Origin of the sequence: Aeromonas sp. 3P (assembly GCF_051919745.1) — a bacterium.
Classification (GTDB): domain Bacteria; phylum Pseudomonadota; class Gammaproteobacteria; order Enterobacterales; family Aeromonadaceae; genus Aeromonas; species Aeromonas veronii.
Genome location: NZ_JBQBED010000001.1, coordinates 89,798 through 113,955, shown reverse-complemented (window position 1 = coordinate 113,955; position 24,158 = coordinate 89,798). Strand labels below are relative to the sequence as shown.

17 protein-coding genes are annotated in these 24,158 nt (G+C 60.1%); 6 read left to right on the top strand and 11 right to left on the bottom strand.

The window, feature by feature from the left end; all coding sequences use genetic code 11:
- Positions 1-46 precede the first annotated feature (46 nt).
- From ACTG19_RS00505 to ACTG19_RS00490, 4 genes are all read right to left on the bottom strand, one after another.
- Positions 47-319 carry a hypothetical protein gene (locus ACTG19_RS00505; protein WP_033115211.1) on the bottom strand — a complete coding sequence of 91 codons (273 nt, stop codon included), beginning with the start codon at positions 317-319 and terminating at the stop codon, positions 47-49.
- 378 nt (positions 320-697) lie between these two features.
- On the bottom strand, positions 698-2,287 hold the full coding sequence (gene guaA, locus ACTG19_RS00500) for a glutamine-hydrolyzing GMP synthase (RefSeq protein WP_041207518.1): 1,590 nt from the start codon (positions 2,285-2,287) through the stop codon (positions 698-700).
- 84 nt (positions 2,288-2,371) lie between these two features.
- A complete protein-coding gene (gene guaB / locus ACTG19_RS00495) occupies positions 2,372-3,835 on the bottom strand; it encodes an IMP dehydrogenase (RefSeq protein ID WP_041207517.1) in 1,464 nt (487 codons plus the stop codon).
- Positions 3,836-4,277: 442 nt separating this feature from the next.
- Positions 4,278-4,829 (bottom strand): cytochrome b, encoded by a 552-nt coding sequence (locus ACTG19_RS00490; protein WP_439988564.1) that lies wholly within the window; start codon positions 4,827-4,829, stop codon positions 4,278-4,280.
- 289 nt (positions 4,830-5,118) lie between these two features.
- Between ACTG19_RS00490 and xseA the strand changes: the two genes are divergently transcribed.
- Positions 5,119-6,498, top strand: a complete 1,380-nt coding sequence (xseA, locus tag ACTG19_RS00485; protein WP_439988563.1) for an exodeoxyribonuclease VII large subunit — start codon at positions 5,119-5,121, stop codon at positions 6,496-6,498.
- Between the two features lie 128 nt (positions 6,499-6,626).
- Here the strand turns inward: xseA and ACTG19_RS00480 are convergent, their stop codons facing one another.
- A complete protein-coding gene (locus ACTG19_RS00480) occupies positions 6,627-7,346 on the bottom strand; it encodes a GntR family transcriptional regulator (protein WP_047438273.1) in 720 nt (239 codons plus the stop codon).
- 246 nt (positions 7,347-7,592) lie between these two features.
- On the opposite strand from ACTG19_RS00480, the gene mngA reads away from it, so the two are divergent.
- Together mngA and mngB are read left to right on the top strand one after the other, a co-directional pair.
- A complete protein-coding gene (gene mngA, locus ACTG19_RS00475; RefSeq protein WP_439988562.1) occupies positions 7,593-9,539 on the top strand; it encodes a PTS 2-O-a-mannosyl-D-glycerate transporter subunit IIABC in 1,947 nt (648 codons plus the stop codon).
- Positions 9,540-9,625: 86 nt separating this feature from the next.
- Positions 9,626-12,280 carry a mannosylglycerate hydrolase gene (gene mngB, locus ACTG19_RS00470; RefSeq protein WP_439988561.1) on the top strand — a complete coding sequence of 885 codons (2,655 nt, stop codon included), beginning with the start codon at positions 9,626-9,628 and terminating at the stop codon, positions 12,278-12,280.
- A 164-nt stretch (positions 12,281-12,444) separates the two neighbouring features.
- Here the strand turns inward: mngB and ACTG19_RS00465 are convergent, their stop codons facing one another.
- A complete protein-coding gene (locus ACTG19_RS00465; RefSeq protein WP_058057457.1) occupies positions 12,445-13,434 on the bottom strand; it encodes a D-alanine--D-alanine ligase in 990 nt (329 codons plus the stop codon).
- A 204-nt stretch (positions 13,435-13,638) separates the two neighbouring features.
- Complete coding sequence (locus ACTG19_RS00460; protein WP_005344994.1) at positions 13,639-14,247, bottom strand: 2OG-Fe(II) oxygenase; 609 nt, start codon at positions 14,245-14,247, stop codon at positions 13,639-13,641.
- Positions 14,248-14,597: 350 nt separating this feature from the next.
- Between ACTG19_RS00460 and ACTG19_RS00455 the strand changes: the two genes are divergently transcribed.
- Positions 14,598-15,074 carry a glutathione peroxidase gene (locus ACTG19_RS00455; RefSeq protein ID WP_042080383.1) on the top strand — a complete coding sequence of 159 codons (477 nt, stop codon included), beginning with the start codon at positions 14,598-14,600 and terminating at the stop codon, positions 15,072-15,074.
- Between the two features lie 182 nt (positions 15,075-15,256).
- On the top strand, positions 15,257-16,660 hold the full coding sequence (locus ACTG19_RS00450; RefSeq protein ID WP_113739378.1) for a DEAD/DEAH box helicase: 1,404 nt from the start codon (positions 15,257-15,259) through the stop codon (positions 16,658-16,660).
- 111 nt (positions 16,661-16,771) lie between these two features.
- On the opposite strand, the gene hutW is transcribed toward ACTG19_RS00450, so the two are convergent.
- Positions 16,772-18,133: a heme anaerobic degradation radical SAM methyltransferase ChuW/HutW gene (gene hutW, locus ACTG19_RS00445; protein WP_439988560.1), complete on the bottom strand. Its 1,362-nt coding sequence runs from the start codon at positions 18,131-18,133 to the stop codon at positions 16,772-16,774.
- A 256-nt stretch (positions 18,134-18,389) separates the two neighbouring features.
- On the opposite strand from hutW, the gene ACTG19_RS00440 reads away from it, so the two are divergent.
- A complete protein-coding gene (locus tag ACTG19_RS00440; RefSeq protein ID WP_113739376.1) occupies positions 18,390-19,985 on the top strand; it encodes a methyl-accepting chemotaxis protein in 1,596 nt (531 codons plus the stop codon).
- A 126-nt stretch (positions 19,986-20,111) separates the two neighbouring features.
- Here the strand turns inward: ACTG19_RS00440 and aroG are convergent, their stop codons facing one another.
- From aroG to serC, 3 genes are all read right to left on the bottom strand, one after another.
- The gene (gene aroG / locus ACTG19_RS00435) at positions 20,112-21,167 is read right to left on the bottom strand and encodes a 3-deoxy-7-phosphoheptulonate synthase AroG (RefSeq protein WP_139708301.1); all 1,056 of its coding nucleotides are present in this window, start codon (positions 21,165-21,167) and stop codon (positions 20,112-20,114) included.
- A 220-nt stretch (positions 21,168-21,387) separates the two neighbouring features.
- On the bottom strand, positions 21,388-22,671 hold the full coding sequence (aroA, locus tag ACTG19_RS00430) for a 3-phosphoshikimate 1-carboxyvinyltransferase (protein WP_113739374.1): 1,284 nt from the start codon (positions 22,669-22,671) through the stop codon (positions 21,388-21,390).
- Positions 22,672-22,898: 227 nt separating this feature from the next.
- Positions 22,899-23,987, bottom strand: coding sequence for a 3-phosphoserine/phosphohydroxythreonine transaminase (gene serC, locus ACTG19_RS00425; RefSeq protein ID WP_058057450.1), 1,089 nt, complete (start codon positions 23,985-23,987; stop codon positions 22,899-22,901).
- Positions 23,988-24,158: the final 171 nt, after the last annotated feature.

Sequence of the window (24,158 nt, the reverse complement as noted above, 5' to 3'; positions counted from 1 at the left end):
AAACCGGTTAGGAGATCTCCCCCTCCCCATCTTGCCCGCAACCCTATCAGATCGGGGTAATGGAGGTGATATGGGCCGAGCCATCCAGAGACTGGAAGATCTGCACCACGGCTTCGCCATGGATCGGCTGGGCGAGCGGCACAGTGCTCTTGCACTTGAAGCGGTAGTTGGTGCCAGCCACCACCTGGGTGGAGACTTCAAAGGGGGTGTACTGTACCCCGACAAATCCTTTCATCGCCTGGTTGAACACTGCCTGATCTTCGGCGGTCAGCTTGTGATATGCGGTCCATCCACCCACCAACACTGCTTGTTCTGACATATCAAACTCTCCGTGCTCTATGATCCCGACTCGTTTGGCCGTTCGGGCTGCGCCCCGTTGATTCAAGTGGTTTCCGGTCTCCACCGGGGTGTCGTCACTGCCAGTTGGCGCGATGACGATGAGCAAATTTGCGCAGCTATCTGCAACTGGATCAGCCCTCCCCCCAGCCACAAGCCACTGTTGACAGCGGGCTCAATTGGCATGAGAGAGCCTAGTGCGGGATGGCAAAAATGCCCCTGTCACATATGACAGGGGCAAGGTGGCAAAAAAGCTGCTCGAAAAAGAAGATGTGTGGCGCAAACGATTGAGAAAAGAAAAGACGCCTCAAGGGCGTCTTTTTGCATTTTTATGCTCGAAGGGCAGAAGGGCGCGAGCCGCTTATTCCCATTCGATGGTTGCAGGCGGCTTGCCGGAGACGTCGTACACCACGCGGGAGATACCGTTGATCTCGTTGATGATGCGGTTCGATACGTGACCGAGGAAGTCGTACGGCAGGTGAGCCCAGTGGGCAGTCATAAAGTCGATGGTTTCAACGGCGCGAAGCGCAATAACCCAGTCATATTTACGACCATCGCCCATGACGCCAACGGAGCGCACCGGCAGGAACACAGCGAACGCCTGGCTGACCTGGTTGTAGAGGTCAGCTTTGCGCAGCTCTTCGATAAAGACCGCATCGGCGCGGCGCAAGATATCGCAGTACTCTTTCTTCACTTCGCCAAGGACGCGCACGCCCAGACCCGGGCCCGGGAACGGGTGACGGTAGAGCATGTCGTAGGGCAGACCCAGCTCGAGGCCAACGCGGCGCACTTCGTCTTTGAACAGTTCGCGCAGCGGCTCGACCAGACCCATCTTCATCTCTTCCGGCAGGCCGCCGACGTTGTGGTGAGACTTGATGACGTGGGCCTTGCCGGTCTTGCTGGCAGCGGATTCGATAACGTCCGGATAGATGGTGCCTTGTGCCAGCCACTTGGCGTTTTTCAGCTTTTTCGCTTCATCATCAAACACTTCGACGAAGACGCGGCCGATGATCTTGCGCTTGGCTTCCGGCTCGTCAACACCGGCCAGGGCAGAGAGGAAGCGCTCTTCGGCATCGACCTTGACGATGTTGAGGCCAAAGTGATCGCCAAACATCTCCATCACTTGGGTGCCTTCGTTCAGGCGCAGCAGACCGTTGTCAACGAAGACGCAGGTCAGGCGATCGCCGATGGCGCGGTGTACCAGCATGGCGACCACGGAGGAGTCGACACCGCCGGAGAGGCCGAGGATCACTTCATCGTCCCCCACCTGCTCGCGGATGCGGGCAACGGCGTCGTCGATGATGGTGGCTGGGGTCCAGAGGCATTCGCAGCCACAGATGTCTTTGACGAAGTGCTCCAGCATGCGGGCACCCTGACGGGTGTGGGTCACTTCCGGGTGGAACTGCACGCCGTAGAAGCGCTTGGCCTCACACGCCATGGCCGCGTGCGGGCAGGTCGGGGTCTGGGCGATGGTGGTGAAGTCGGCCGGAATGGTAGTGACCTTGTCACCGTGGCTCATCCACACATCCAGCAGGGCATTGCCGTTGTCGGCGATGGCATCTTCGATGTTGCGCAGCAGCGCACTACTCTTGCCAGCCTCGCCCAGCACTTCCACCTTGGCGTAACCGAATTCACGCTCGGTGGAGGATTGCACCTTGCCACCCAGCTGCTCGGCCATGGTCTGCATGCCATAGCAGATACCAAACACAGGGACACCGGCGTTGAATACATACTCGGGGGCGCGCGGGCTGCCCGCTTCGGTGACGGACTCGGGGCCGCCGGAAAGGATGATGCCGCTCGGATTGAATTCGCGGATCTGCTCTTCGGTTACGTCCCAGGCCCACAGTTCGCAGTAAACGCCGATTTCGCGCACGCGGCGGGCGATCAGCTGGGTGTACTGGGAACCGAAGTCGAGGATAAGGATACGGTGCTGGTGAATGTCTTTAGTCATTTTATTCCTGCATCAGGCTGATGTTGTCACAAAGGGCACGGGATAAAAAAAGGGTGGAAAAACGGGGCGCAGGGCCCCGTTTTATCAGCCCATCCGATAGTTGGGGGCTTCTTTGGTAATGGTCACATCGTGGACGTGGGACTCTTTCATCCCGGCGCCGGAGATGCGCACGAATTCAGCCTTGGTGCGCATGTCGTCGATGGTGGCGCTGCCGGTCAGGCCCATGGAGGAGCGCAGGCCGCCCATCTGCTGATGGATGATCTCTTTGAGGCGACCTTTATAAGGCACGCGACCTTCGATACCTTCCGGTACCAGCTTGTCGGCGGCGTTGTCGGTCTGGAAGTAGCGGTCGCTGGAGCCTTTGGACATGGCGCCCAGAGAGCCCATGCCACGGTAGGATTTGAAGGAGCGCCCCTGATAGAGCTCGATCTCGCCCGGCGCTTCTTCGGTACCGGCGAACATGGAGCCGACCATGACGCAGCTGGCGCCCGCGGCGATGGCCTTGGCGATGTCGCCGGAGAAGCGGATGCCGCCGTCGGCGATAACCGGTACACCGGTGCCTTCCAGCGCATCAACGGCGTCGGAGATAGCGGTGATCTGGGGCACGCCCACGCCGGTCACGATGCGGGTAGTACAGATGGAGCCCGGGCCGATACCAACCTTGACGGCGTTGACGCCGGCAGCAACCAGCGCCTTGGCGCCCGCGGCGGTCGCGACGTTGCCACCGATGATCTGCAGATCCGGATAGGCTTCGCGGGTGGCTTTGATGCGATCCAGCACGCCCTGGGAGTGGCCGTGGGAGGAGTCGATCAGCAGCACGTCAACACCGGCTTCCACCAGCGCAGCGACGCGCTCTTCGTTGCCAGCACCGGCACCGACCGCAGCACCGACCCGCAGACGACCCTTGTCATCTTTACAGGCGTGGGGCTTGCGCTCGGCTTTCTGGAAATCTTTAACGGTGATCATGCCCTTGAGTTTGAAGTCGGCGTTCACCACCAGCACTTTTTCGATACGGTGCTTTTGCATCAGGGCAACCACCTCTTCGCGAGGGGCCCCTTCACGCACGGTGACCAGACGATCTTTCTGGGTCATGATCTGTTCAACGGTCTGGGAGAGGTCAATCACGAAGCGCACGTCACGACCGGTGATGATACCGACCAGCTGATTGCCGTCAGTCACCACGGGGTAACCGGCGAAGCCATTCTTGTGGCTCAGCTCCTTGATTTGGGCGATGGTCATGTCAGGGCGCACGGTGACGGGGTCAGTGACCACACCGCTCTCGTACTTCTTGACCTTGCGCACTTCGGCAGCCTGCTGCTCGATGGACATGTTCTTGTGGATAAAGCCGATACCGCCTTCCTGGGCCAGTGCGATAGCCAGACGGGCTTCGGTCACTGTGTCCATGGCAGCGGAGATCATCGGGATGTTCAAGCTGATGGCGGAGGTCAGCTTGGTACGCAGATCGGCAGTATTGGGAAGAACTTCGGAGTGGGCGGGAACCAACAGTACATCGTCGAAGGTTAACGCTTCTTTGGCAATCCTGAGCATGGCAATATCTCACCGTTGAGGAAGTGGGGGTGTAAAATATTGCCGACGAAGTTTACTCACGCATTGGTCACTGGTAAAGAAGTTTTTTGAATTTTTTATGGCATAGCCCTCTTTTAGGCGGCCAAAACGCCAAAAAACCAAGATTATCAGTACGAAAAGCGCCATTTCGGGGCAAAAGAGTTGGCTAACCGGTGATTTATGCAAAACCGGTAGGTGCCGACGCGGCGCAACCCCCATGCAAAGGGATGGTCGACAGGGGCTCAGGGGCAAACGGCTTCTGCCCCCCTCCCCTTGTCTTGTGTCCTTGTATTGTCTCTTGCCCTCGCGGCGACCACTCGCACCGGTATCATTATCTTCTCAATGTCCTTTACTCGGTCTGGATAATAAATTTAGCCCGCTGCCAATATATATTTTCTGGCACAACAAGGGTTGCCTCTCTTTATTATTTTCGCCCCACCATCCGCAGCAAGGTATTATCTTTATCCAGCAGATGATGTTTCAACGCCCCGACAATGTGCACTAGCAAAAATGCCAGCATGACATATGGCAAATAAATATGGATTGTGTGGGCAATATCCCGAACGGATTCACTGAATGGAATCACATTGGCCGGATCATGGATATCTGGATTCATCGGAATAATAGACCAGCAAAATATCGCAACACCTCGGCCAGCCGCAGCAGAATAACAGAGACCGGACACCGGAATAAGCAGCGTTGAAATCAGCAAACCCCAGTGGATCGCCCTGGCTGCCAATGCCTCGTAAACAGGATATTGACGCACAGGCTCAGGCCACCCTTTAACAAGGCGGAGAATGGCGCGGGGCAGGATCGAGATCAGTGCAATCACCCCTAGGGATTTATGCAGGGCATAGAGATCCCATATTTCAAATTTCACCATCAGATAACCCACAAGGGTCAGGCCAATCATCAGCAAGGCAACCGACCAGTGCAGCAAACGGGTCGTCAAACTTAAGTGGGTTGAGGGATTCATAAGCAACTCCAAACAGGGGGCAAGTAAACGCTGGTCAAGATGGTGGCGCCGTGAATATCAGCAGCACCTGAGATATCAACGGCATCGAGACAAGCTGCAACGCGGCCAGATGCGGGCAAGCGCGAGGGCTTTGTCGGGAGCCATACTGCCTGCCCGGATAAACGGCAGCGTTTCCAATCTTGCTTTTCTGCTGCTGACGCCTCCTGCTTAACGCCCTCTCCCTGTTTCGGGTTAAGATAGCGGCCATTGTTTTATCCCGGCCCCGCCGGAGCAGACCACAGGTACACCATTGAACCGATTTACCCCATCCAGTGCGGCAAGCGGCCGCGAGCAGCAGGTCTTTACCGTCACCCGCCTCAACAGCGCCGTGCGCATGATCCTGGAGCAGGATCTGGGGCTGGTGTGGCTGACCGGCGAACTCTCCAATCTGGCGATGCCAAGCTCCGGCCACTGGTACTTCTCCCTCAAGGACATGTCGGCGCAGGTGCGCTGCGCCATGTTCAAGGGCAACAACCGACGGGTGGCCTTCCGCCCGCAGGATGGCATGCAGGTGCTGGTGCAGGCGCGGGTCTCTCTCTATGAGCCGCGCGGCGACTACCAGCTGATCATCGAGTCGATGCAGCCGGCGGGCGACGGCGTATTGGCCCTGCGTTTTGAAGAGCTCAAGCGCCGCCTCGGCGCCGAGGGGCTGTTTGACGAAAGCCGCAAGCGGCCGCTGCCCCGCGAACCGCGGGCGGTGGGCCTTATCACCTCCGCCACCGGCGCCGCCCTGCACGATATGCTCACCGTGCTCAAACGGCGTGCGCCGGATCTGCCGGTCTTTATCTACCCGACTCAGGTGCAGGGGAGCGCCGCCATCAGCCAGATCGTCGCGGCGATCGCCAAAGCGAACCGACGCGCCGAGGTGGATGTGCTGATCGTCGGGCGCGGCGGTGGATCGCTTGAAGATCTCTGGTGCTTTAACGAAGAGGCGGTGGCGCGCGCCATTGCCCACTCCGCCATACCTGTGGTGAGCGCGGTGGGCCACGAGGTGGATGTCACCATCAGCGACTTTGCCGCCGACTTGCGCGCCCCTACCCCGTCGGCCGCCGCCGAGCTGGTGGCGCCGGATCAGAGCGCCCGTGCCCAGCGCCTCGCCCACCTCAAGCAGCGACTGCTGCAGGCGATGAGTCGCCAGCAGACCGCCGCCCGCCACGATTTCATCCTGCTGCAAAAGCGGCTCGACCATCAGGATCCGAAGCGGCGGCTGGAGCAGCAGTCCCAGCGCCTCGACGAGCTTTCCACCCGTTTGCAACAGCTATTGCGCCAGCGGCTGCATCAGGGTGAGCGGCGCCTCACCAACCTTGAGCTGCGCCTGCAGGGCAAGAGCCCGGAGCGCCTCTTGGCAGCTGGCAAGCGCCGCCACCAGCTGGCCGAGGAGCGGCTCCATGCCCTGATTGCCAAGCGGCAAGACCTTGCCAGTCACCGCCTCGCGATGCTCACCGCCCGCCTCGACGGGGTAAGCCCGCTTGCCACTCTGGGGCGCGGCTACTCCATCACCCGCACTCCACGCGGCGAAGTCATTAGCCGCGCCGATCAGGTCAGCAGCGGCGACCAGCTCGTCACCACCCTGGCACAAGGGAGCCTGCAGGTGCGGGTCGAGGGGATCGTCAAGGACTCTGCGCAGTAGATCGGCTGAGTCAAACGACCAGCCAACGAACTATCCAGCCCAGCTGCTGGCCCGTTAATCGGTCAAACAAAAAGGCCACCACCGCAAACAGGGTGGTGGCCTTTTTTATCTCGGGTGCTGCCGCCTGCTCACCCCTTGGTGCGGCGGGCGACCAGAGTGAACTTGTAATCATCGCTCTTGAAGAAGTTGCGACTGAACTCGAACACTGTGCCATCTTGCAAGAAGCCGCGGGAGACCTTCTCGATAATGGGTTTGGCGGGATCGATACCGAGCGCCTCCACCACCTGCGCCGAGGGGAGCACCGGAATGATCTCCTGCTCGCTGCGGTCGATCACCAGCTGCTTGACCTCTTCGATGTAGTGGTACTTGGAGCCCTGCATCACCGCATAGCTGAGATCGGGGAAGAGAGCGAGCGGCATCCAGGTCTCCTCCAGCGTTACCGCGATCTGGCGAATAAAGCGCACCCGCTTGACGTAGTAGACCAGCGCCCCTTCCAGCAGATTGAGCCGCTCGGCCAGCTCGCGGCTCGCCTTGATCACCTCGAAGGCAAGAATGTCGCTGTGAGTCTCGGCCGCCGGATCAGTCACCTTCTCGTAGAGACTGGTGAGCTGATAGATGTCGTAGTTCACCTTCTCCTGCCGCACGTAGCTGCCGCTGCCCTGAATGCTCTCGATGACGTTGAGTTCGGTCAGCTGCTTGAGGGCCTGACGCACCGTCACCCGGCTCACCCCGAACTGCTCGCGCAACTCGGCTTCGGTGGGCAGGGCATCGCCGGGGGCCAGCTCCCCTTGCGCAATCCACTGCTGGATGGTGTCGGCTATCTGGCGGTACATGGGTTTTTTCGACACGAAAGGCCACCTCGTCGGCTCTGCGCCATGATAAATGGAAGAGGCGCCATTCTACCCCAGTTGCCCGGCAGACAAAACGGCTCGCTCCATTTGACCTAACAAATCACCTTGGCAAGACAATACAAAAACAATACAAATAATTAATTGTATGATACCACTCACAAAAATCAGTCGGCCGGTTTGTTAGCATCGCTGTCACTTTCACCATGACGGCTTGCTGGCAAGCCAACCTGACAGAGGATCATCATGAATCTGACCAGTCTTACCGGCCCCCATCTCATCACGCTGCAAACCCGGTTTGCCGATCGGGATGCGGCCATTCATGCCCTGGCTGATCGGCTCGATCAGGCCGGCAAGCTGCACGACAAGGCCGCCTTTCTGGCCGCGGTCATGGCCCGCGAGGCACAGGGCCCCACCGCCCTTGGCGAAGGGCTGGCGGTGCCCCACGGCAAGTGCGATGCGGTGCGCGAAGCGGCCTTTGCCGTCGCAACCTTAAGCGAGGAGCTGGGCTGGGAGGGGATCGACGGCCCCGAGCCGGTCAACCTGATCTTCATGCTGGCGATCCCGACCGATCAGGCGGGCTCGACCCATATGCAGCTGCTCACCACCCTCACTACAGCCTTGGTGGATGACGATACCCGCGAGGCAGTGCTGGCGGCCCAGAGTGCCGAGCAGCTGATGGCGCTGCTCGATGGTGAAGGGGATAGCGGCAAGCAACCAGCAAAAGAAGACAACTTAGATACAAATCAACCCACAGTGGTCTGTGTCACCGCCTGTCCGGCGGGGATCGCCCACACCTATATGGCTGCCGAGTATCTGGAAAAGGCGGGGCGCAAGCTGGGCATTCGGGTACTGGTCGAGAAGCAGGGTGCCAACGGCATCGAGGATCGCCTGCCGCAAGAGGCGCTCGATGCTGCGGTGGCCTGCATCTTCGCCGCCGAGGTGGCCATCAAGGAGCAGGAGCGTTTTGCCGGTATCCCCCGGATCGAGACGCCGGTGGCCGAGCCCATTCGCCATGCCGAGCGGATCCTCAATGATGCGCTGGAAGCGGCCAAGGCCGGTCGCACCGCCCCGACGCCAAACCCCAGCCAGAGCGACGCGCCGACCGGCAAGAAGGTGAGCCTCAAGACCGAGCTCAAGCAGGCGCTGCTGAGCGGCATCTCCTTTGCCGTACCGCTCATCGTGGCGGGCGGTACCGTGCTCGCCGTCTCTGTGCTGCTGGCCCAGATCTTCGGCCTGCAACATCTGTTTGATACCGAGAACTCCTGGCTCTGGATGTACCGAAAACTCGGCGGTGGCATGCTGGGCACCCTGATGGTGCCGGTGCTGGCGGCCTATACCGCCTATTCGCTGGCAGACAAACCGGCGCTGGGCCCGGGCTTTGCAGCGGGACTGGCCGCCAACATGATTGGCTCCGGTTTTCTCGGCGGCGTGGTCGGTGGTCTTATCGCCGGTTACCTGATGCGCTGGGTCAAGCAGCATGTGCGCCTGAGCCCCAACTTCAACGGCTTTCTCACCTTTTACCTCTATCCGGTGATCGGCACTCTGGTGGCGGGCAGCCTGATGCTGTTTGTCATCGGCCAGCCGGTGGCCTGGCTCAACAACAGCCTCACCGAGTGGCTCAACGGCCTCTCCGGCACCAATGCGCTGGTGCTGGGTGCCCTGCTCGGCTTTATGTGTTCGTTTGACCTGGGTGGCCCGGTCAACAAGGCGGCCTACGCCTTCTGCCTCGGCGCCATGGCCAACGGGGTCTACGGCCCTTACGCCATCTTCGGCGCGGTCAAGATGGTCTCGGCCTTTACCGTCACCTTCTCCACCCTGCTGGCGCCACGCCTGTTCCAGACCTTCGAGATCGAGACCGGCAAATCGACCTGGCTGCTGGGGCTGGCGGGGATCACAGAGGGCGCCATTCCGATGGCCATCGAAGATCCGATCCGGGTGATCGGCTCCTTCCTCGCAGGATCGGTGGTCACCGGCGCCATGGTGGGTGCCATGGGAATTGGTCTCTCCACCCCGGGGGCCGGCATCTTCTCCCTGTTCCTGCTCCACGATGGCGGCCACGGCGCCTTGATGGCTGCCGCCGTCTGGCTCGGGGCGGCGCTGGTGGGCACCCTTATCTCCACTGTGGTGCTGATCGGCTGGCGCCGTCACGCCATGCAGCGCGGCACTTATCAGGTGGTTGCCGCAGAGTAAGGCTCATCTTCACCACCACTTTTTCAACAGACTATTTTTCCGCACGGCAGGCAAGGGCCGCCGTGCGTCAACAAAGGATCATTGTCATGACTGTTTCACGAGTTCACATCACGCCGCACATGCACTGGGATCGGGAGTGGTACTTCACCACCGAGGAGTCCCGCATCCTGCTGGTCAACAACATGGCTGAGATCCTGGCGCGTCTTGAATCCGACCCCGACTACAAGTTCTATGTGCTGGACGGCCAGACTGCGGTGCTGGAGGATTACTTCGCCATCCAGCCCGAGAACAAAGCCCGGGTGAAGGCGCTGGTGGAAGCGGGCAAGCTCATCATCGGCCCCTGGTACACCCAGACCGACACCATGCAGGTGAGCGGCGAGTCCATCCTGCGCAACCTGCTCTACGGGATGCGCGACTGCCTTAGCCTTGGCGAGCCGATGAAGATCGGTTACCTGCCCGACTCGTTCGGCATGTCTTCCCAACTGCCCCACATCTTCAACGGCTTCGGGATCGATCGGGCCATGTTCTGGCGCGGCTGCTCCGAGCGCCACGGCACCGACAAGACCGAGTTCCTCTGGCAGAGCAACGATGGCAGCGAGGTGACCGCCCAGGTGCTGCCGCTTGGCTACGCCATCGGCAAGTACCTGCCGGAAGATGAAGCGGGCCTGCGCAAGCGGCTCGAATCCTACTTCGAGGTGCTGGAGAAGGCCTCGGTGACCCAGGATATCCTGCTGCCCAACGGCCACGATCAGATGCCGCTGCAACAGAACATCTTCGCCATCATCGACAAGCTGCGCGAGATCTACCCCCAGCGTGAATTCCACATGAGCCGCTTCGAGCAGGTCTTCGAGCGCATCGAGGCGTGCCGCGACCAACTGGCCACCCTCAAGGGGGAGTTCAACGACGGCAAATACATGCGGGTACACCGTACCATCTCCTCCACCCGGATGGACATCAAGCTGGCCCACGCCGCCATCGAGAACAAGATCGTCAACATCCTCGAGCCGCTGGCGAGCATCGCCTGGGCACTCGGCTTCGAGTACCACCATGGGCTGCTTGAGAAGATGTGGAAGGAGATCATGAAGAACCACGCCCACGACAGCATCGGCTGCTGCTGCAGCGACAAGGTGCATCAGGAGGTGATGACCCGCTTCATTCTGGCCGACGACATGGCCGAAAACCTGATCCGCTTCTACATGCGCAAGATTGTCGACAACATGCCGGTGGCGCTGTGCGAAGACGGCGTGCAGGTAGCCGACAAGCTCTGCCTGTTCAACCTGATGCCCTTCCCCCGTCAGGAGGTGATCAACACCAGCATCCGCATTCGCGCTCAATCCTTTGCCCTGCGCGATGAAGCGGGCCAGCCGGTCCCCTACTTCATCCGCGCCAGACGCGAGATTGACCCGGGTCTGGTGGACAGACAGATCGTTCACTACGGCAACTACGACCCCTTTATGGAGTACGACATCCAGCTCTGCCATCCTCTGCCGGCCATGGGTTACTGCACCCTCCATATTGAGGGCAACCAGCCGGGACTGGAGCAGCCGGTGACGGCCAGCGACGATCTGCTGGAGAACAATTTTTACCGCATCGCCCTCAATGACAACGGCACCCTGCAGATCCTGGACAAGCTGCGCGGCACCACCTTCGATCAGGTGCTCACGCTGGAAGAGGGCTCCGATGATGGCGACGAGTATGACTACTCGCCATCGCGCGACGAGTGGCTGCGCTACTCCACCGAGTTTGCGGTGACCCGCGAGGTCACCCATCAGGCGTGGCAGAGCATCGCTACGCTCAAACTGCGTATGGCATTGCCTGCCAACCTCACCGAGCGTGCCAACCGCCAGTGCAGCGGCCATCTCGATGTCACCTGCCGCATCACGCTGGCGCACCAGAGCCCACGGATCGACATCGAGCTGGAGCTCGACAATCAGGCCGATGATCACCGGGTGCGGGTGCTGATCCCCACCCCCTTCCCGAGCGACACAGTGGTATCCGATAACCAGTTTGGCTGCATCACCCGCCCCACCCGCGACAGCGCCATGGCGAACTGGGAAGCGGAGGGGTGGAAAGAGGCCCCCATTCCGGTCTGGCAACTGATGAACTTCGTCGCCCTGCAAGATGGCAAGCAGGGGCTGGCGGTGCTGAGCGACGGTCTGCGCGAGTTTGAAGTGATCGGTGAGCAGTGCGACACCCTGGCTCTCACCCTGCTGCGCGGGGTCGGCGTACTAGGTAAAGAGGAGCTGCTGCTGCGCCCGGGTCGCCCCTCCGGCATCAAGCTGCCCACCCCGGACTCCCAGGTGCGTGGCAAACTCAGCTGCCGTTTCAGCCTGCTGGCGTTTGCTGGCGATCACATCAGCGCCAACGTGATGCAGGCGGCGCGCAGCTACCTCACCCCGGTGCGCTGCTACAACAAGATCCCGTTCGATGCCATGAAGCTCAACAAGGCAAGCTTCACCACCCCGCTGCACTTCAGTCTGTTCTCCATGGACCCGTCCGGTCCGGTGCTGAGCGCCCTGAAAAAGGCCGAGGATGAAGAGGCGCTGGTGATCCGGGTCTACAACCCGAGCGAGCAGGCGGTACTGGAGGGTGGCAAAGTGAGCTGCGAACACGCCCTGCACGACTGGCAAGCGGTGCGGATGGACGAGCAGCCCCTGCCCCTTGAACTGGCCGCTGGCGAGTTTGGCGAGCTGGCGCCGTGCCACTCCCGCAGCGTGCGCTTTCGGGTGGCTCGCGGCTAACCGCCGGTAACACCCACAGGTAGCAACAGGCGGGGAAGAGTCATCCCCGCCTGTTTATCCCTTCAAGCTGGCCTGCCCCGCTTGATAAAGACATAAAAAATCCCCGCCGATTGGCGGGGATTTTTTATTGGGTCCTGCTTCATCCCGCGAGCGGGAGAGCACGCTTAGCTGGCCTTGCGCAGGATCTGCTCAAGGTAGTCGGCGAAGCGGTGACCGTGATGCTCCAACAGTTTCGGGAACATGGAGATGGAGGTCATGCCCGGGAAGGTGTTGATTTCATTCAGCAGGATCTCCCCCTCCTCGGTCAGGAAGAAGTCGATGCGGGAGAGATGGGTCAGTTTCAGCTGACGGAACGCCTTGAGGGCATACTCGTGGATCGCATCGGCCTGCGCCTGGGTCAGTCCCTCGGCACGCAGTGCCGTCTCGGTATGGCTGGCGCTGCTGTACTTCTCTTCATAGGTGTAGAACTTGTCCTGCGGCACGCAGATCTCGCCCGGATAAGTCGCCACCAGCTCGTCACCATACTGGTAAACCGCCACTTCCAGCTCACGCGGCTTGACCGCTTTCTCGATCAGAACCTGTTCGGAGTAACCAAATGCATCGGCAATACCTTTCACAAGATCCGCTTCGTTGCTGGCGGAGTAGCAGCCAACGGAAGAGCCCTGGGAAGCGGCCTTGATAAAGACCTTGCCCCACTTGGCCAGCGCGGCTTTGGCCTCGGCCAGCGCCGCCTCATTTTGCTCGGTTAGGAACAGGTACGGGGTGTTGGGAATGCCGATGGCGGAGAGCCACAGCTTGGTGCTGATCTTGTTGAAGCAGATCTTGCTCGCCTCGGCATCGCAACCGAGATAAGGCAATCCGGCCAGTTCGAGGAAGGATTGCAGATCGCCGGTCTCACCCGGGTAGCCGTGGATGCAGGGCACCACGTAATCCACCGGACGGGCCACGCTGTCGAACGAAAGCAGCTTGTCGAGCCCCAGCTTGCACTCGCGGCCATCGGCACTGAGCCAGCGATCGGCGAACATCTCGACGCGGGTCACTTCGACACCGGGCAGAAGGCCCAGTTGTTGCTCGAGGAAATTGGCGCTGCGCAGAGAAACTTCGTGCTCTGAGCCACCGCCGCCGCACAGCAGCAAGACATGCATGTTCTTCATTAGATGTGATCCCTTGGGAAAAGCGGCCTCGTCATGACCATTTGATAAGCCAACCACCATAAAAACCGGACGAAGCCAGATACGAACATAAGTGCGCGCCAGTGTAGCAAGGGAGCTCAACCCTTGTCAGCTGATGGGAGACCCATGACCCCACTTCTTGCAGTGAAAAGTCTCCCCTGTGTCAAAATCGGGACACATTGCCCCTCAGCGCGGGGGATCGACCCTTCCCATGCCGTTGCCATTGACCCGAAACCAGCCGGCAATGCTGTAGCGCTCCTGATTGGCAGGCAGCACCTCGTGGGGAAACTCCTCGGAGAGAAACATGACCAGCCGCCCCCCCTTGGGGCTGACATCCATCAGAAACTGCTCCTTGTCGTCATACATGCGCAGCACTCCACCCGCTTCGGGCAGCCAGTCGTTGTTGAGGTAAAATACGGTGGTAAGACGGCGGTTGGAGCGACCGGCAAAGGCATCCCGATGGGTGGCGTAAAAATCCCCGCTGCGATAGCGGGCGAAGTGTGCCTCGTAGTCGAACAATCCCAGCATCAGCATCCGGTTGGCGGCAAGACGCAGGGACTCCATCCGGGCGAGGTAGTCGGCCACCGGCGCACCGAGGGAGGGCTCCAGCCAGTGGATCTGGTCACGGCGAATATCGGGATTGCCCTGGTGCAGGGCGTCACGGCCGATCCCGGCCGGTTGCCATTCGCTTGGCAAACAGGCTTTGAGGGCATCCACCTCGGCGGCGGTCAAAAAATCATCCACTATCACCCATCCCCGGGTGTAAATGGCATCCATGGCAGCTTGATAGTCCAAGATTGGCTCACAATGAGTGGAAAGAGGGCGCTTTGTAGCGACTTACCGGCAAAGTCACAAACCGGTTTGCTTCTCTTGAGAAGTCCCAACATCAATACGCGAGTTGCTGCCCGCCGCCCCGCATTTTTGTCGCCAGTTGTGATCCCGCCCTGCCAAAGAGCGTATTGGCTGTCGAAACTGTGATGGCCCTTGCAATCGGGACGAGGAGGCGCCGCGGCCTCCTTGCGGTGCCAAGAGCCAACCGATACCGTAGCCGCATCGCCATGTTGCTGTTCATCCGGCGCTTGTCTCTGTCACCGACCGAACCACTCACGGCACAACCCGCGCATCACCCACGAAAGGATCTTCTTATGCCTCTGCCCGATCTCACTTTGCAACGACTGGATGGTACCCCCTACCCGCTGACTCAACTGGCGGGCAAGGTGGTGCTGGTGGTCAATGTGGCCAGTCGCTGCGGCTTTACTCCCCAATATGAAGGGCTGGAAACGCTCTATCGGGAGCTCGGCCCCAAGGGGCTGGTGATTTTGGGCTTCCCCTGCAACCAGTTTGGCAATCAGGAGCCGGGGGATGCGGACGAGATCGCCCGCTTCTGCTCCCTCGACTATCCGGTCACCTTCCCCATCATGGCCAAGTGCGATGTCAACGGTGAGCATGCCCACCCCTTCTATCAGTGGCTCAAGCAACAGAAACCGGGCTTTCTTGGGCTGGAAAACGTCAAATGGAACTTCACCAAGTTCCTGATCGACCGCGATGGCAATGTGGTAGAGCGTTTCGCCCCCCAGGCCAAACCGGAGAGTCTGGCCGAGCAGATCCGCGAGATGCTCTGATGCTCCCGCACCGTTTTACGCCACTGCGTTGAACGATTGTATGGCGGCCGGTGCGACAGCTACTGCGCATCGGCCGCTCTTTTGCTATATTACGGCCCCACTATCTTTTCCATATCGTGGCTGGCCCCAACACGCCGGCTGCCCGTTGAGCCAAAGGCTCATCTCAGGAGTTTCTCTCGAACATGTCATTCAACGAACTGGGTCTGTCTCCGCATATTCTGCGGGCCGTCAAGGAGCTGGGTTACGAACAGCCAACCCCCATCCAGCAGCAAGCGATTCCGGCCATTCTGGCCGGTCAGGATGTGCTCGGCGGCGCTCAGACAGGCACAGGTAAAACGGCCGGTTTCACCCTGCCGATGTTGCAGCGTCTGCTGGCCAACCACGGTCGTGGCCGTCGTCAGGTGCGCGCACTGGTACTGACCCCGACCCGCGAACTGGCGGCCCAGGTTGGCGAGAGCATCATCAAGTATGCCCACCACCTGCCGTTCAAGACGCTGATCGCCTATGGCGGTGTCAGCATCAAGCCCAATCTGGACGCCATCAAGCTGGGAGTTGACATTCTTGTCGCCACCCCGGGCCGTCTGCTGGATCTGCTGACCCAGGGCGCCCTGACCCTGAGCCAGCTGGAAGTGCTGGTGCTGGATGAAGCGGATCGCATGCTCGACATGGGCTTTATCGTCGACATCCGCCGCATCATGAAGGCGCTGCCTGCAGAGCGGCAAACCCTGCTCTTCTCTGCCACCTTCTCAAACGACATCAAGGCGCTGGCCGATGATCTGCTGAACGACCCCACCCTGATCGAGGTGGACCCCAGCAATACTGCCGCCGAGCAGGTGACCCAGCGCATCATTCAGGTAGATCGGGAACGCCGCCGCGAGCTGCTCTCCCATATGATTGGCCGTGGCAACTGGCAGCGGGTGCTGGTGTTTGTCCGCACCAAGCAGATCGCCGACCGCCTCGCCCAGCAGATGCAAAAAGATGGCCTCAATACCGTGGCGATCCACGGTGACAAGAGCCAGGGAGCCCGCAACCGGGCGCTGGCCGATTTTCGCAGTGGCGAGGTGCGGGTGCTGGTAGCGACCGATATCGCCGCCCGCGGTCTGGACATCGATCAACTGCCCTACGTGATCAACTTTGAACTGCCCCAGATGGCGGAGGATTACATCCACCGTATCGGCCGTACCGGCCGCGCCGGTCGTGGCGGCGAGGCCATCTCGCTGGTCAGTCAGGACGAGCTGGGTCAGCTCAAGGCGATCGAAGCCCTGATCGGCCAATCCCTGACCGTGGAGATCCTGGAAGGGTATGAGCCAAGCGGCAAGCCGAGTCGCCAGACTCTGCCGGGCAGCAAGCCGGTGCAGAACCCGCCTCGGGCTCGCGGCCATGCCAACGCCAAGAGCAGCAATGCCAAGGGCAAACCAGCCGCAGGCAAGGGCAAAACCAAGGGAGAGGCAAGCAAAAAACCGGCCCAGTCTCCTCAAAACAAGTCCCGCAAGCGGGAAGTAGTGGGCGAGGATATCGGCTTTGCGCCGATGCGCCGTCTGCCCAAAGCAATGCGCGACAGCTATCAGGAGAGCAGCGACGAGTAAGCTCGCGCGACGCTAACTGCCAAGCCAAAAGAGGGAGCCTGCAAGGCTCCCTCTTTCGTTATGGATCGCTCGGAGCCGTGCAAGTGCTCCTTGCAAATGCTCCGCTCGGGCTCAAACCAGCGAATGGCGCACCGCGGCAGTACCATGGCTGGGCGGCGCAGAACCATCGAGCGGATTGAGCTGCAAGAACTCGAACAAGCCAGCCTGCATATTGACGTTCCAGAAGCGTCCGGCGAGGGTGAGTTGTAGTCGCTCATGGCTTATCTCGGCCAGCCCGTGCTGCTGCCAGGCGGCAAAAAGCGGCATCAGATGGGTCAGCAAAGGCGCTGGCAGACGATCCAGCGCCAGCACGCCACTGTCGAGGGCGCCACGCAGCAGACCGTCCATCCTTGCATTGGGATTGCGTCCCATCACCATCCCGGGCGCCCGCTTGCCACTGGCCAGCGCATCGTGCCAGGGGGCCAGATCCCGTCCATACATCAAGCCATGGCCAAGAATGCTGCCCCCAGCACCGGCACCAAAGGGGAGGATCTCCGCACCGCGCTTGGCCATCTGGTTATAACGACTCTGCTCGGCCGGACTGCGCCGCCAGTGGCTGCAAGATAGACGCTCCCAGCCCTGAGCTTCCAGTTGCGCCCCGCCATAGGCATACATGGCCGCCCGCTGCTGGCCATCAGCGAGCCAATCCAGGGTGCCCTTCTCCTGCGCCCGCTCCAGATTGGTGCCCTGCATGGCAATGAGCTGATAGAGATCGACCCCGTGTACACCGCTCGCCATCACATCGCGGATATCCTGCTGCCACACGGCATCATCCTGACCGGGCAGACCAAAGATAAGATCCGCCACGATCACAGCAGCATCATCCCGGGTCAGCTCACCCAGACGGGTCAGCAGCGTCTCCCTGTCATCGAAACGGGCCGCCTGCTGACGCACCCGGGTATCAAAGCTCTGCACCCCAAATGAGAAGCGGTTGAAGCCCCCCGCCAGCGCAACCTGCCATTTCTCATCATCAAAGCCGTTGAGCCGTCCCTCCAGCGTCACCTCGGCATCGGCCGCCAACGGGAAACGGCGGATCACGGCGGCCAGCATGGCCAGCTCGTCGGCGCTCATGTCGGTCGGCGTACCGCCCCCCACATAGACGGCTGAAAACGGCATGCTCTGCGCCAACGGGGTGTCAGTCGCCTGCGCAAGGGAGGCGCAGAGGGCGTTGACATAGCGGTTGATCCGCGCCGGATTGGCGCCATTTTCAAAGAAATTGCAGAAGCTGCAGCGCTTTCGGCAAAACGGAATGTGGATGTAGAGGGCTCGCTCCTCAGCTTCACTCTCTCGCAGCCACCAACTCTGCCAGCCAGCCTCATCCAGCGGGAAGGGGCGCATCCCTCCCCGACTGGCGTGAGCCGAGGTCTTGGCGCTAAAAGCAAACTTGAGGGGATCCGGCGTGGCAATACCGGTCATGGAAGGGGTCAGATTCATGATGGTCACTATTATCAGCAAATAATGACAATGATAACGATTATCGTTACTGGCAATTTGTTCTGGATCAACCCGAGGAGCAGCCCCCCTCCCGAAAGGCATTTTGGCAACCTGCATTACCGATCTGCTTAACAGATTATTTACTCAAGAGTGGTTATCGTGTGCCGATAGAGAACCATCTCCCGCCGTTTCTTCGTCTACGATCAAGATGATACGGGATCACATAACAACACCAAGCGCATGGAACTTGCCCAAAATGCATAACCTCTCCTTGAACTGGAAAATATTCCTCCCTCTTGCGCTGGTCATCAGCACCACCTTTGGCCTCTGCTTCGAACTCTCCGCATGGCTGCAACGGGATCTCGCCATCCGGCTGGCTGAGGAGAAAGTTGAGAGCATGGCCAACACCTATATGGATCAGGTGAACGTGCTGATGATGACTGGTGGCATGGCCAACCGGCAGATAGTGCAGACCAAACTCAAGAGTGAAGCGGGCATCGTTGAGGCCCGTCTGGTGCGCGCACCAGCAGTAAGCAACCTGTTTGGCCCGGGTCACCCGGATCAGAAAGCGCAGGATCCCCTCGATGAGCGAGCCATCAATCAGGGCGAAGCCATTCTGGAGCAGCAGGGCAACCGGCTCACCCTGATCAAACCGTTCAAAGCCTACAAGGAGTATCGCGGCACCCAATGCCTCACCTGTCATCAGGTCAATGAGGGGACCGTGATGGGGGCTGTGCGGATCAGTTATGACCTCAGCCACACCTTCGGCGAGATCCGCCACAACAACCTGATCCTGAGCGGCAGCCTGGCCGCCGTCTTCAGCCTCGGCTTCGGCTTGCTCTGGTGGGTATTGCAACGCTACGTGAAACACCCTCTGCGCCAGCTGCAGCTCACCATGATCCGGATGGCCAAAGAGCGCGACCTCGCCCTCCCCCTGGTCAATCACAGCCGGGATGAACTGGGCCAGATGACCCGCGCCGTCAATGACATGGTGCAGGGATTCCGCCACAGCCTGCAGGAGGTGGAAGGGGCAACCCACCAGCTCTATCAGGAGTCGAACCAGATCCGTCAGGTGGCGACCCAGACCGAAAACTCGGCCCGCCAGCAAGAGGGGATGACCACCCAGGTTGCCGCCGCCGTCAGCGAGCTGGCCGCCAGCTCTCATGAGGTGCGCGAACATGCCCGCCACAGCGCCGAGCTCTCCGCCCTCACCAATCAGGATGCCGCTGACACCAGTCGCCTCGCCCAGCACTCCATCACCGATATGGGCGAGATGTCGGCAGAGATCGATCGGGTGGATCAGGTAATCCAGCAACTCGACAGTCGCTGTCTTGCGGTTGACGGTGTGCTCGAGGTGATCAAGGGGATTGCCGATCAGACCAACCTGCTGGCCCTCAACGCTGCGATTGAAGCGGCCCGGGCAGGCGAGCAAGGCCGTGGCTTTGCGGTGGTGGCCGATGAAGTGCGGGCCCTCTCCAACCGCAGCCGCACCGCTAGCGAAGAGATCTCCCAGATGATCGCCGCCCTGCAAAATGAGGCCCAGAGCGCAGTTACGGTGATCGGGGATGCAAAAAGCAAAGCCGATGAGAGCATCAGCAAGACCGAAGCGACTCTGGCAGCCATGCAGAACATCATCGAGCGCATCGCCCGCATCAATGACCTCAACGCCCAGATGGCCCAGTCGGCCGAAGAGCAGGATAGGGTCTGCCATGAGGTAGACAGCTCGGTGAGCGACATTCGCAACACCTCCAACGACACCCTGGGTCAAGCGCACGCCGCCAACCTCGCCAGCATCCAATTGGTAGAGCAGTGCCAGAAACTGGAGGCGCTGCTGAAAACCTACCGCTGGTAATCCACTTCACATATGAAAAAGCGCGACCCGAGGGTCGCGTTTTTGCTTTATGGATTCGATTTGGCCGAATGGCATCGTTGCTGTTCCAGCGGCGCGCTGACTATTAACTACGCCGCCGGGATGACTTTAGCGGGCGTTGCGGGTTGCGACTGCATCCGCCAGGTTGCGCAGCAACACTTCGGTATCAGCCCAACCGATGCAGGCATCGGTGATGCTCTGACCGACGGTGAGTTCACACCCTTCCACCAGATCCTGACGGCCTTCTACCAGATGGCTCTCCACCATCACACCAAACACCGCCTTGCTGCCGGCACGCAGCTGATCGGCTACATCTTCAGCCACCACCATCTGGTTCTTGAACTGTTTGCTGCTGTTGGCGTGACTAAAGTCGATCATCACCTTCTGTGGCAGACCAGCCTTCTCCAGCCCCTTCACAACTTCGCTGACATGTGCGGCGCTGTAGTTCGGCTCACGACCACCACGCAGGATGATGTGACAATCCGGGTTGCCACGGGTCGCCACGATGGCGGAGTGACCGTATTTGGTGACCGACAGGAAGTGGTGCGGCGCACTGGCAGCCCCGATGGCATCGATGGCGACCTTGATGGTGCCGTCAGTGCCGTTCTTGAAGCCCACCGGACAGGAGAGGCCGGAGGCTAGCTCGCGGTGTACCTGGGATTCGGTGGTACGGGCACCGATCGCGCCCCAGCTCATCAGATCCGCCACATATTGCGGGGTGATCATGTCGAGGAACTCGGAGGCAGTCGGCAGCCCCATGTCGTTGAGATCCAGCAACAGCTTGCGACCAATGCGCAGACCGTCGTTGATCTTGCAGCTATTGTCGAGGTACGGATCGTTGATCAGCCCCTTCCAGCCCACTGTGGTGCGCGGTTTTTCGAAGTAGACCCGCATCACGATCTCCAGCTGACCTTTCAGCTCGTCGCGCAACGCCTTGAGGCGCTTGCCGTACTCCAGCGCGGCAACCGGATCATGGATGGAGCAAGGGCCAATCACCACCAGCAGACGATCATCTTCGCCAGCCAGGATATTGTGAATGGCCTGACGGGATTCAAAAACGGTGGACGAGGCCACCTCGGTAGCCGGAAACTTCTCAAGCACCGCAACCGGGGGTAATAACTCTTTGATTTCACTGATACGAACGTCGTCGGTTTGATGCTGCATGACAAGGCTTCCTGCTAGATGACTGCGATTAGGAAATCTCAACATAGCCCGCGACCGCGCATGTGTAAATAGGAAATTACAGCAATTACAAAACTATTTTATATGGCAATCTTGCAAGTTATTGAAATGATGCTAAGCGAAATGACGATGCTGGTGAGGAAGGCAAAAAGGCCCGCTCAGCGCGGGCCCGAAGCGTCGGTGATGACGGGTTTGTCAGTGATCAGCCACGCTGGCTGATACTGGCCAGCTTGTCGAAGTAATCCGGGAAGGTCTTCGACGTGCACTTGGGATCATTGATGGTGACCGGGGTATCCGACAACGCCACCAGCGAGAAGCACATGGCGATACGGTGATCGTTGTAGGTATCGATCTCGGCATGCTTGAGCTGGGTCGGCGGGGTCACGGTGATAAAGTCATGCCCCTCCTCCACTTCGACGCCCAGCTTGCGCAGCTCGGTCGCCATGGCGTGCAGACGATCGGTCTCCTTCACCCGCCAGTTGTAGATATTGCGAATGGAGGTCGGCCCCTCGGCAAACAGCGCGGCAACGGCGATGGTCATGGCCGCATCGGGAATATGGTTCATGTCCATATCCACTCCGTGCAGCGGCGCCTGCTCCGCCTCGATGAAATCATCGCCCCAGGTGATGCGCGCGCCCATCTTCTCCAGCACATCGGCGAAGTGAATATCACCCTGAATGCTGTGCTTGCCGATACCGGTGACCCGTACCTTGCCCTTGATGGCACCCGCCGCGAGGAAGTAGGAGGCGCTGGAGGCATCCCCTTCCACCAGAAAATCACCCGGGCTGATGTAGGTCTGGTTGCCCTTGATGTAGAACAGCTTGTAGTTGTCGTGCTCGATGACCACCCCGAACTGCTTCATGATGTGCAGGGTGATGTCGATGTAGGGCTTGGAAACCAGCTCCCCCTTGATGTGGATCCGGGTATCACCGGCCGCCATTGGCGCCGCCATCAAAAACGCGGTCAGGAACTGGCTGGAGACGGAGCCATCGACGTGCACGTCACCGCCCCACAGCCCCTTGGCATCCACCACCAGCGGCGGATAACCATCGTGTTTCAGGTACTGGATATGGGCACCCGCCTCACGTAGAGCATCCACCAGATGGCCGATGGGACGCTCTTCCATGCGCGGCTCGCCACCCAGGGTATATTCACCGGAGCCGAGGCATAGCGCGGCGCAGAGCGGTCGCATCGCAGTACCGGCGTTGCCGAGGAACAGATTGACCGGCTCTTTTACCGCAAAGCTGCGGCCCTGGCCCTGCACCGTACACTCGGTCTTGTCGGCGGAGAGCTTGTACTTGACCCCGAGCTGGGTCAGCGCAGCCAGCATATGACGAATGTCATCGCTGTCGAGCAGGTTGGTCAGACGGGTGGTGCCACGAGCCAGCGCCGCCAGCAGCAGCGCACGGTTAGAGACACTCTTGGATCCGGGCAGATTGACCTCACCGGCTACACGAGAAATGGGTTCCAAACGCAACGAATTCATAGACTTCCTGTGCTATCTCAAAAATAAACGCCTGTCCGGACGTTAACAGCCTGCGTCCCGCTCGGCAAGGGCACTTTCAGGGGAAATCGCACGGCAAACGCCAGCGCGCTGGTTCTGTTGAAAAAAAGACGCCGGGGTATCCCCGGCGTCTTGAATCACTGCAATAGCTGGAAGCGGCTCACTGGTTGTCACGAGAGGCCACCAGCAAACACATAGGGGCTCTGTTCTCAGCCGTTGCGCTTGGCAAAGCCATCCATAAAGCTCACCAGGGCCTTCACTCCCTCCAGCGGCATGGCGTTGTAGATGCTGGCGCGCATGCCACCGACGATGCGGTGCCCTTTGAGGGCCAGCAGGCCAGCGGCTTCCGATTCGGCCAGGAACTGCTTGTCCAGCTCGGCATTTTTCAGCTGGAACGGGATGTTCATCCGCGAACGGCAGCTGACATCCACCTGATTGCCATAGAAGCTCGACTGATCGAGATAGTCGTAGAGGAAGTCGGCCTTCTCCTTGTTGCGCGCTTCCATCGCCTCGAGGCCACCCTGTTCCTTGAGCCACTCGAACACCAGACCGGCCAGATACCAGGCGTAGGTGGGCGGCGTGTTGAACATGGAGTCGTTCTTGGCGGTGAGCTGGTAGTCAAAAATCGACGGTACATCAGCGCGGGCCTGATCCAGCAGGTCATCGCGCACGATGGCGATGGCAAGCCCGGACGGCCCGATATTCTTCTGGGCACCAGCATAGATGATGCCAAAGCGGCTCACATCGAGAGGACGGGAGAGAATGGTGGAGGAGAGATCCGCCACCAGCGGCACCTCGCCAGTGGCCGGGATGTCAAACATCTCGATGCCGTCAATGGTTTCGTTCGGGCAGTAGTGAACATAAGCCGCATCGGCGCGAAACGCCGGGGTCGGCAACAGGTGAGAGATCCCCTGCTCGTTCTTGGCAACCCCCTGGAAGGTCTGGATATCGCCATACTTTTTGGCTTCATCCACCGCGCTCTGGGACCAGACACCGGTCAGCAGGAAGTCCGCCTTCTTGTTGGCCCCGCCCAGCAGGTTCATGGGCACAGCGGAGAACTGACCGCGGCCGCCACCGTGCATGAAGAGCACCTTGTAGTTGTCCGGCACCGCCAGCAGTTCGCGCAGATCCGCTTCGGCCTTCTCGGCAACCGCCATGTAGGGCTTGCCGCGATGGGAAAGCTCCATGACCGAGGCTCCCAGCCCCTGAAAATTACAAAATTCGCGCTGGGCGCGCTCCATGACTTCAACCGGCAGCATGGCGGGGCCGGCGCAGAAGTTGTAAATCTGTTTGCTCATGACGCTTTCCGTGAGTGGATGAGAGTAATCGATGACTTGTCAGGTTTTACACAAGAGCAGCCAGCGGATCAAAGGCTTTTTGGGAGCTGGCTCAGCCTTTTACCGTCACTCTGCGACCCCCTTGCAGGAGAAAAAGCCCTGAACGGGTCAGGGCTTGCAGGGAACATGCAC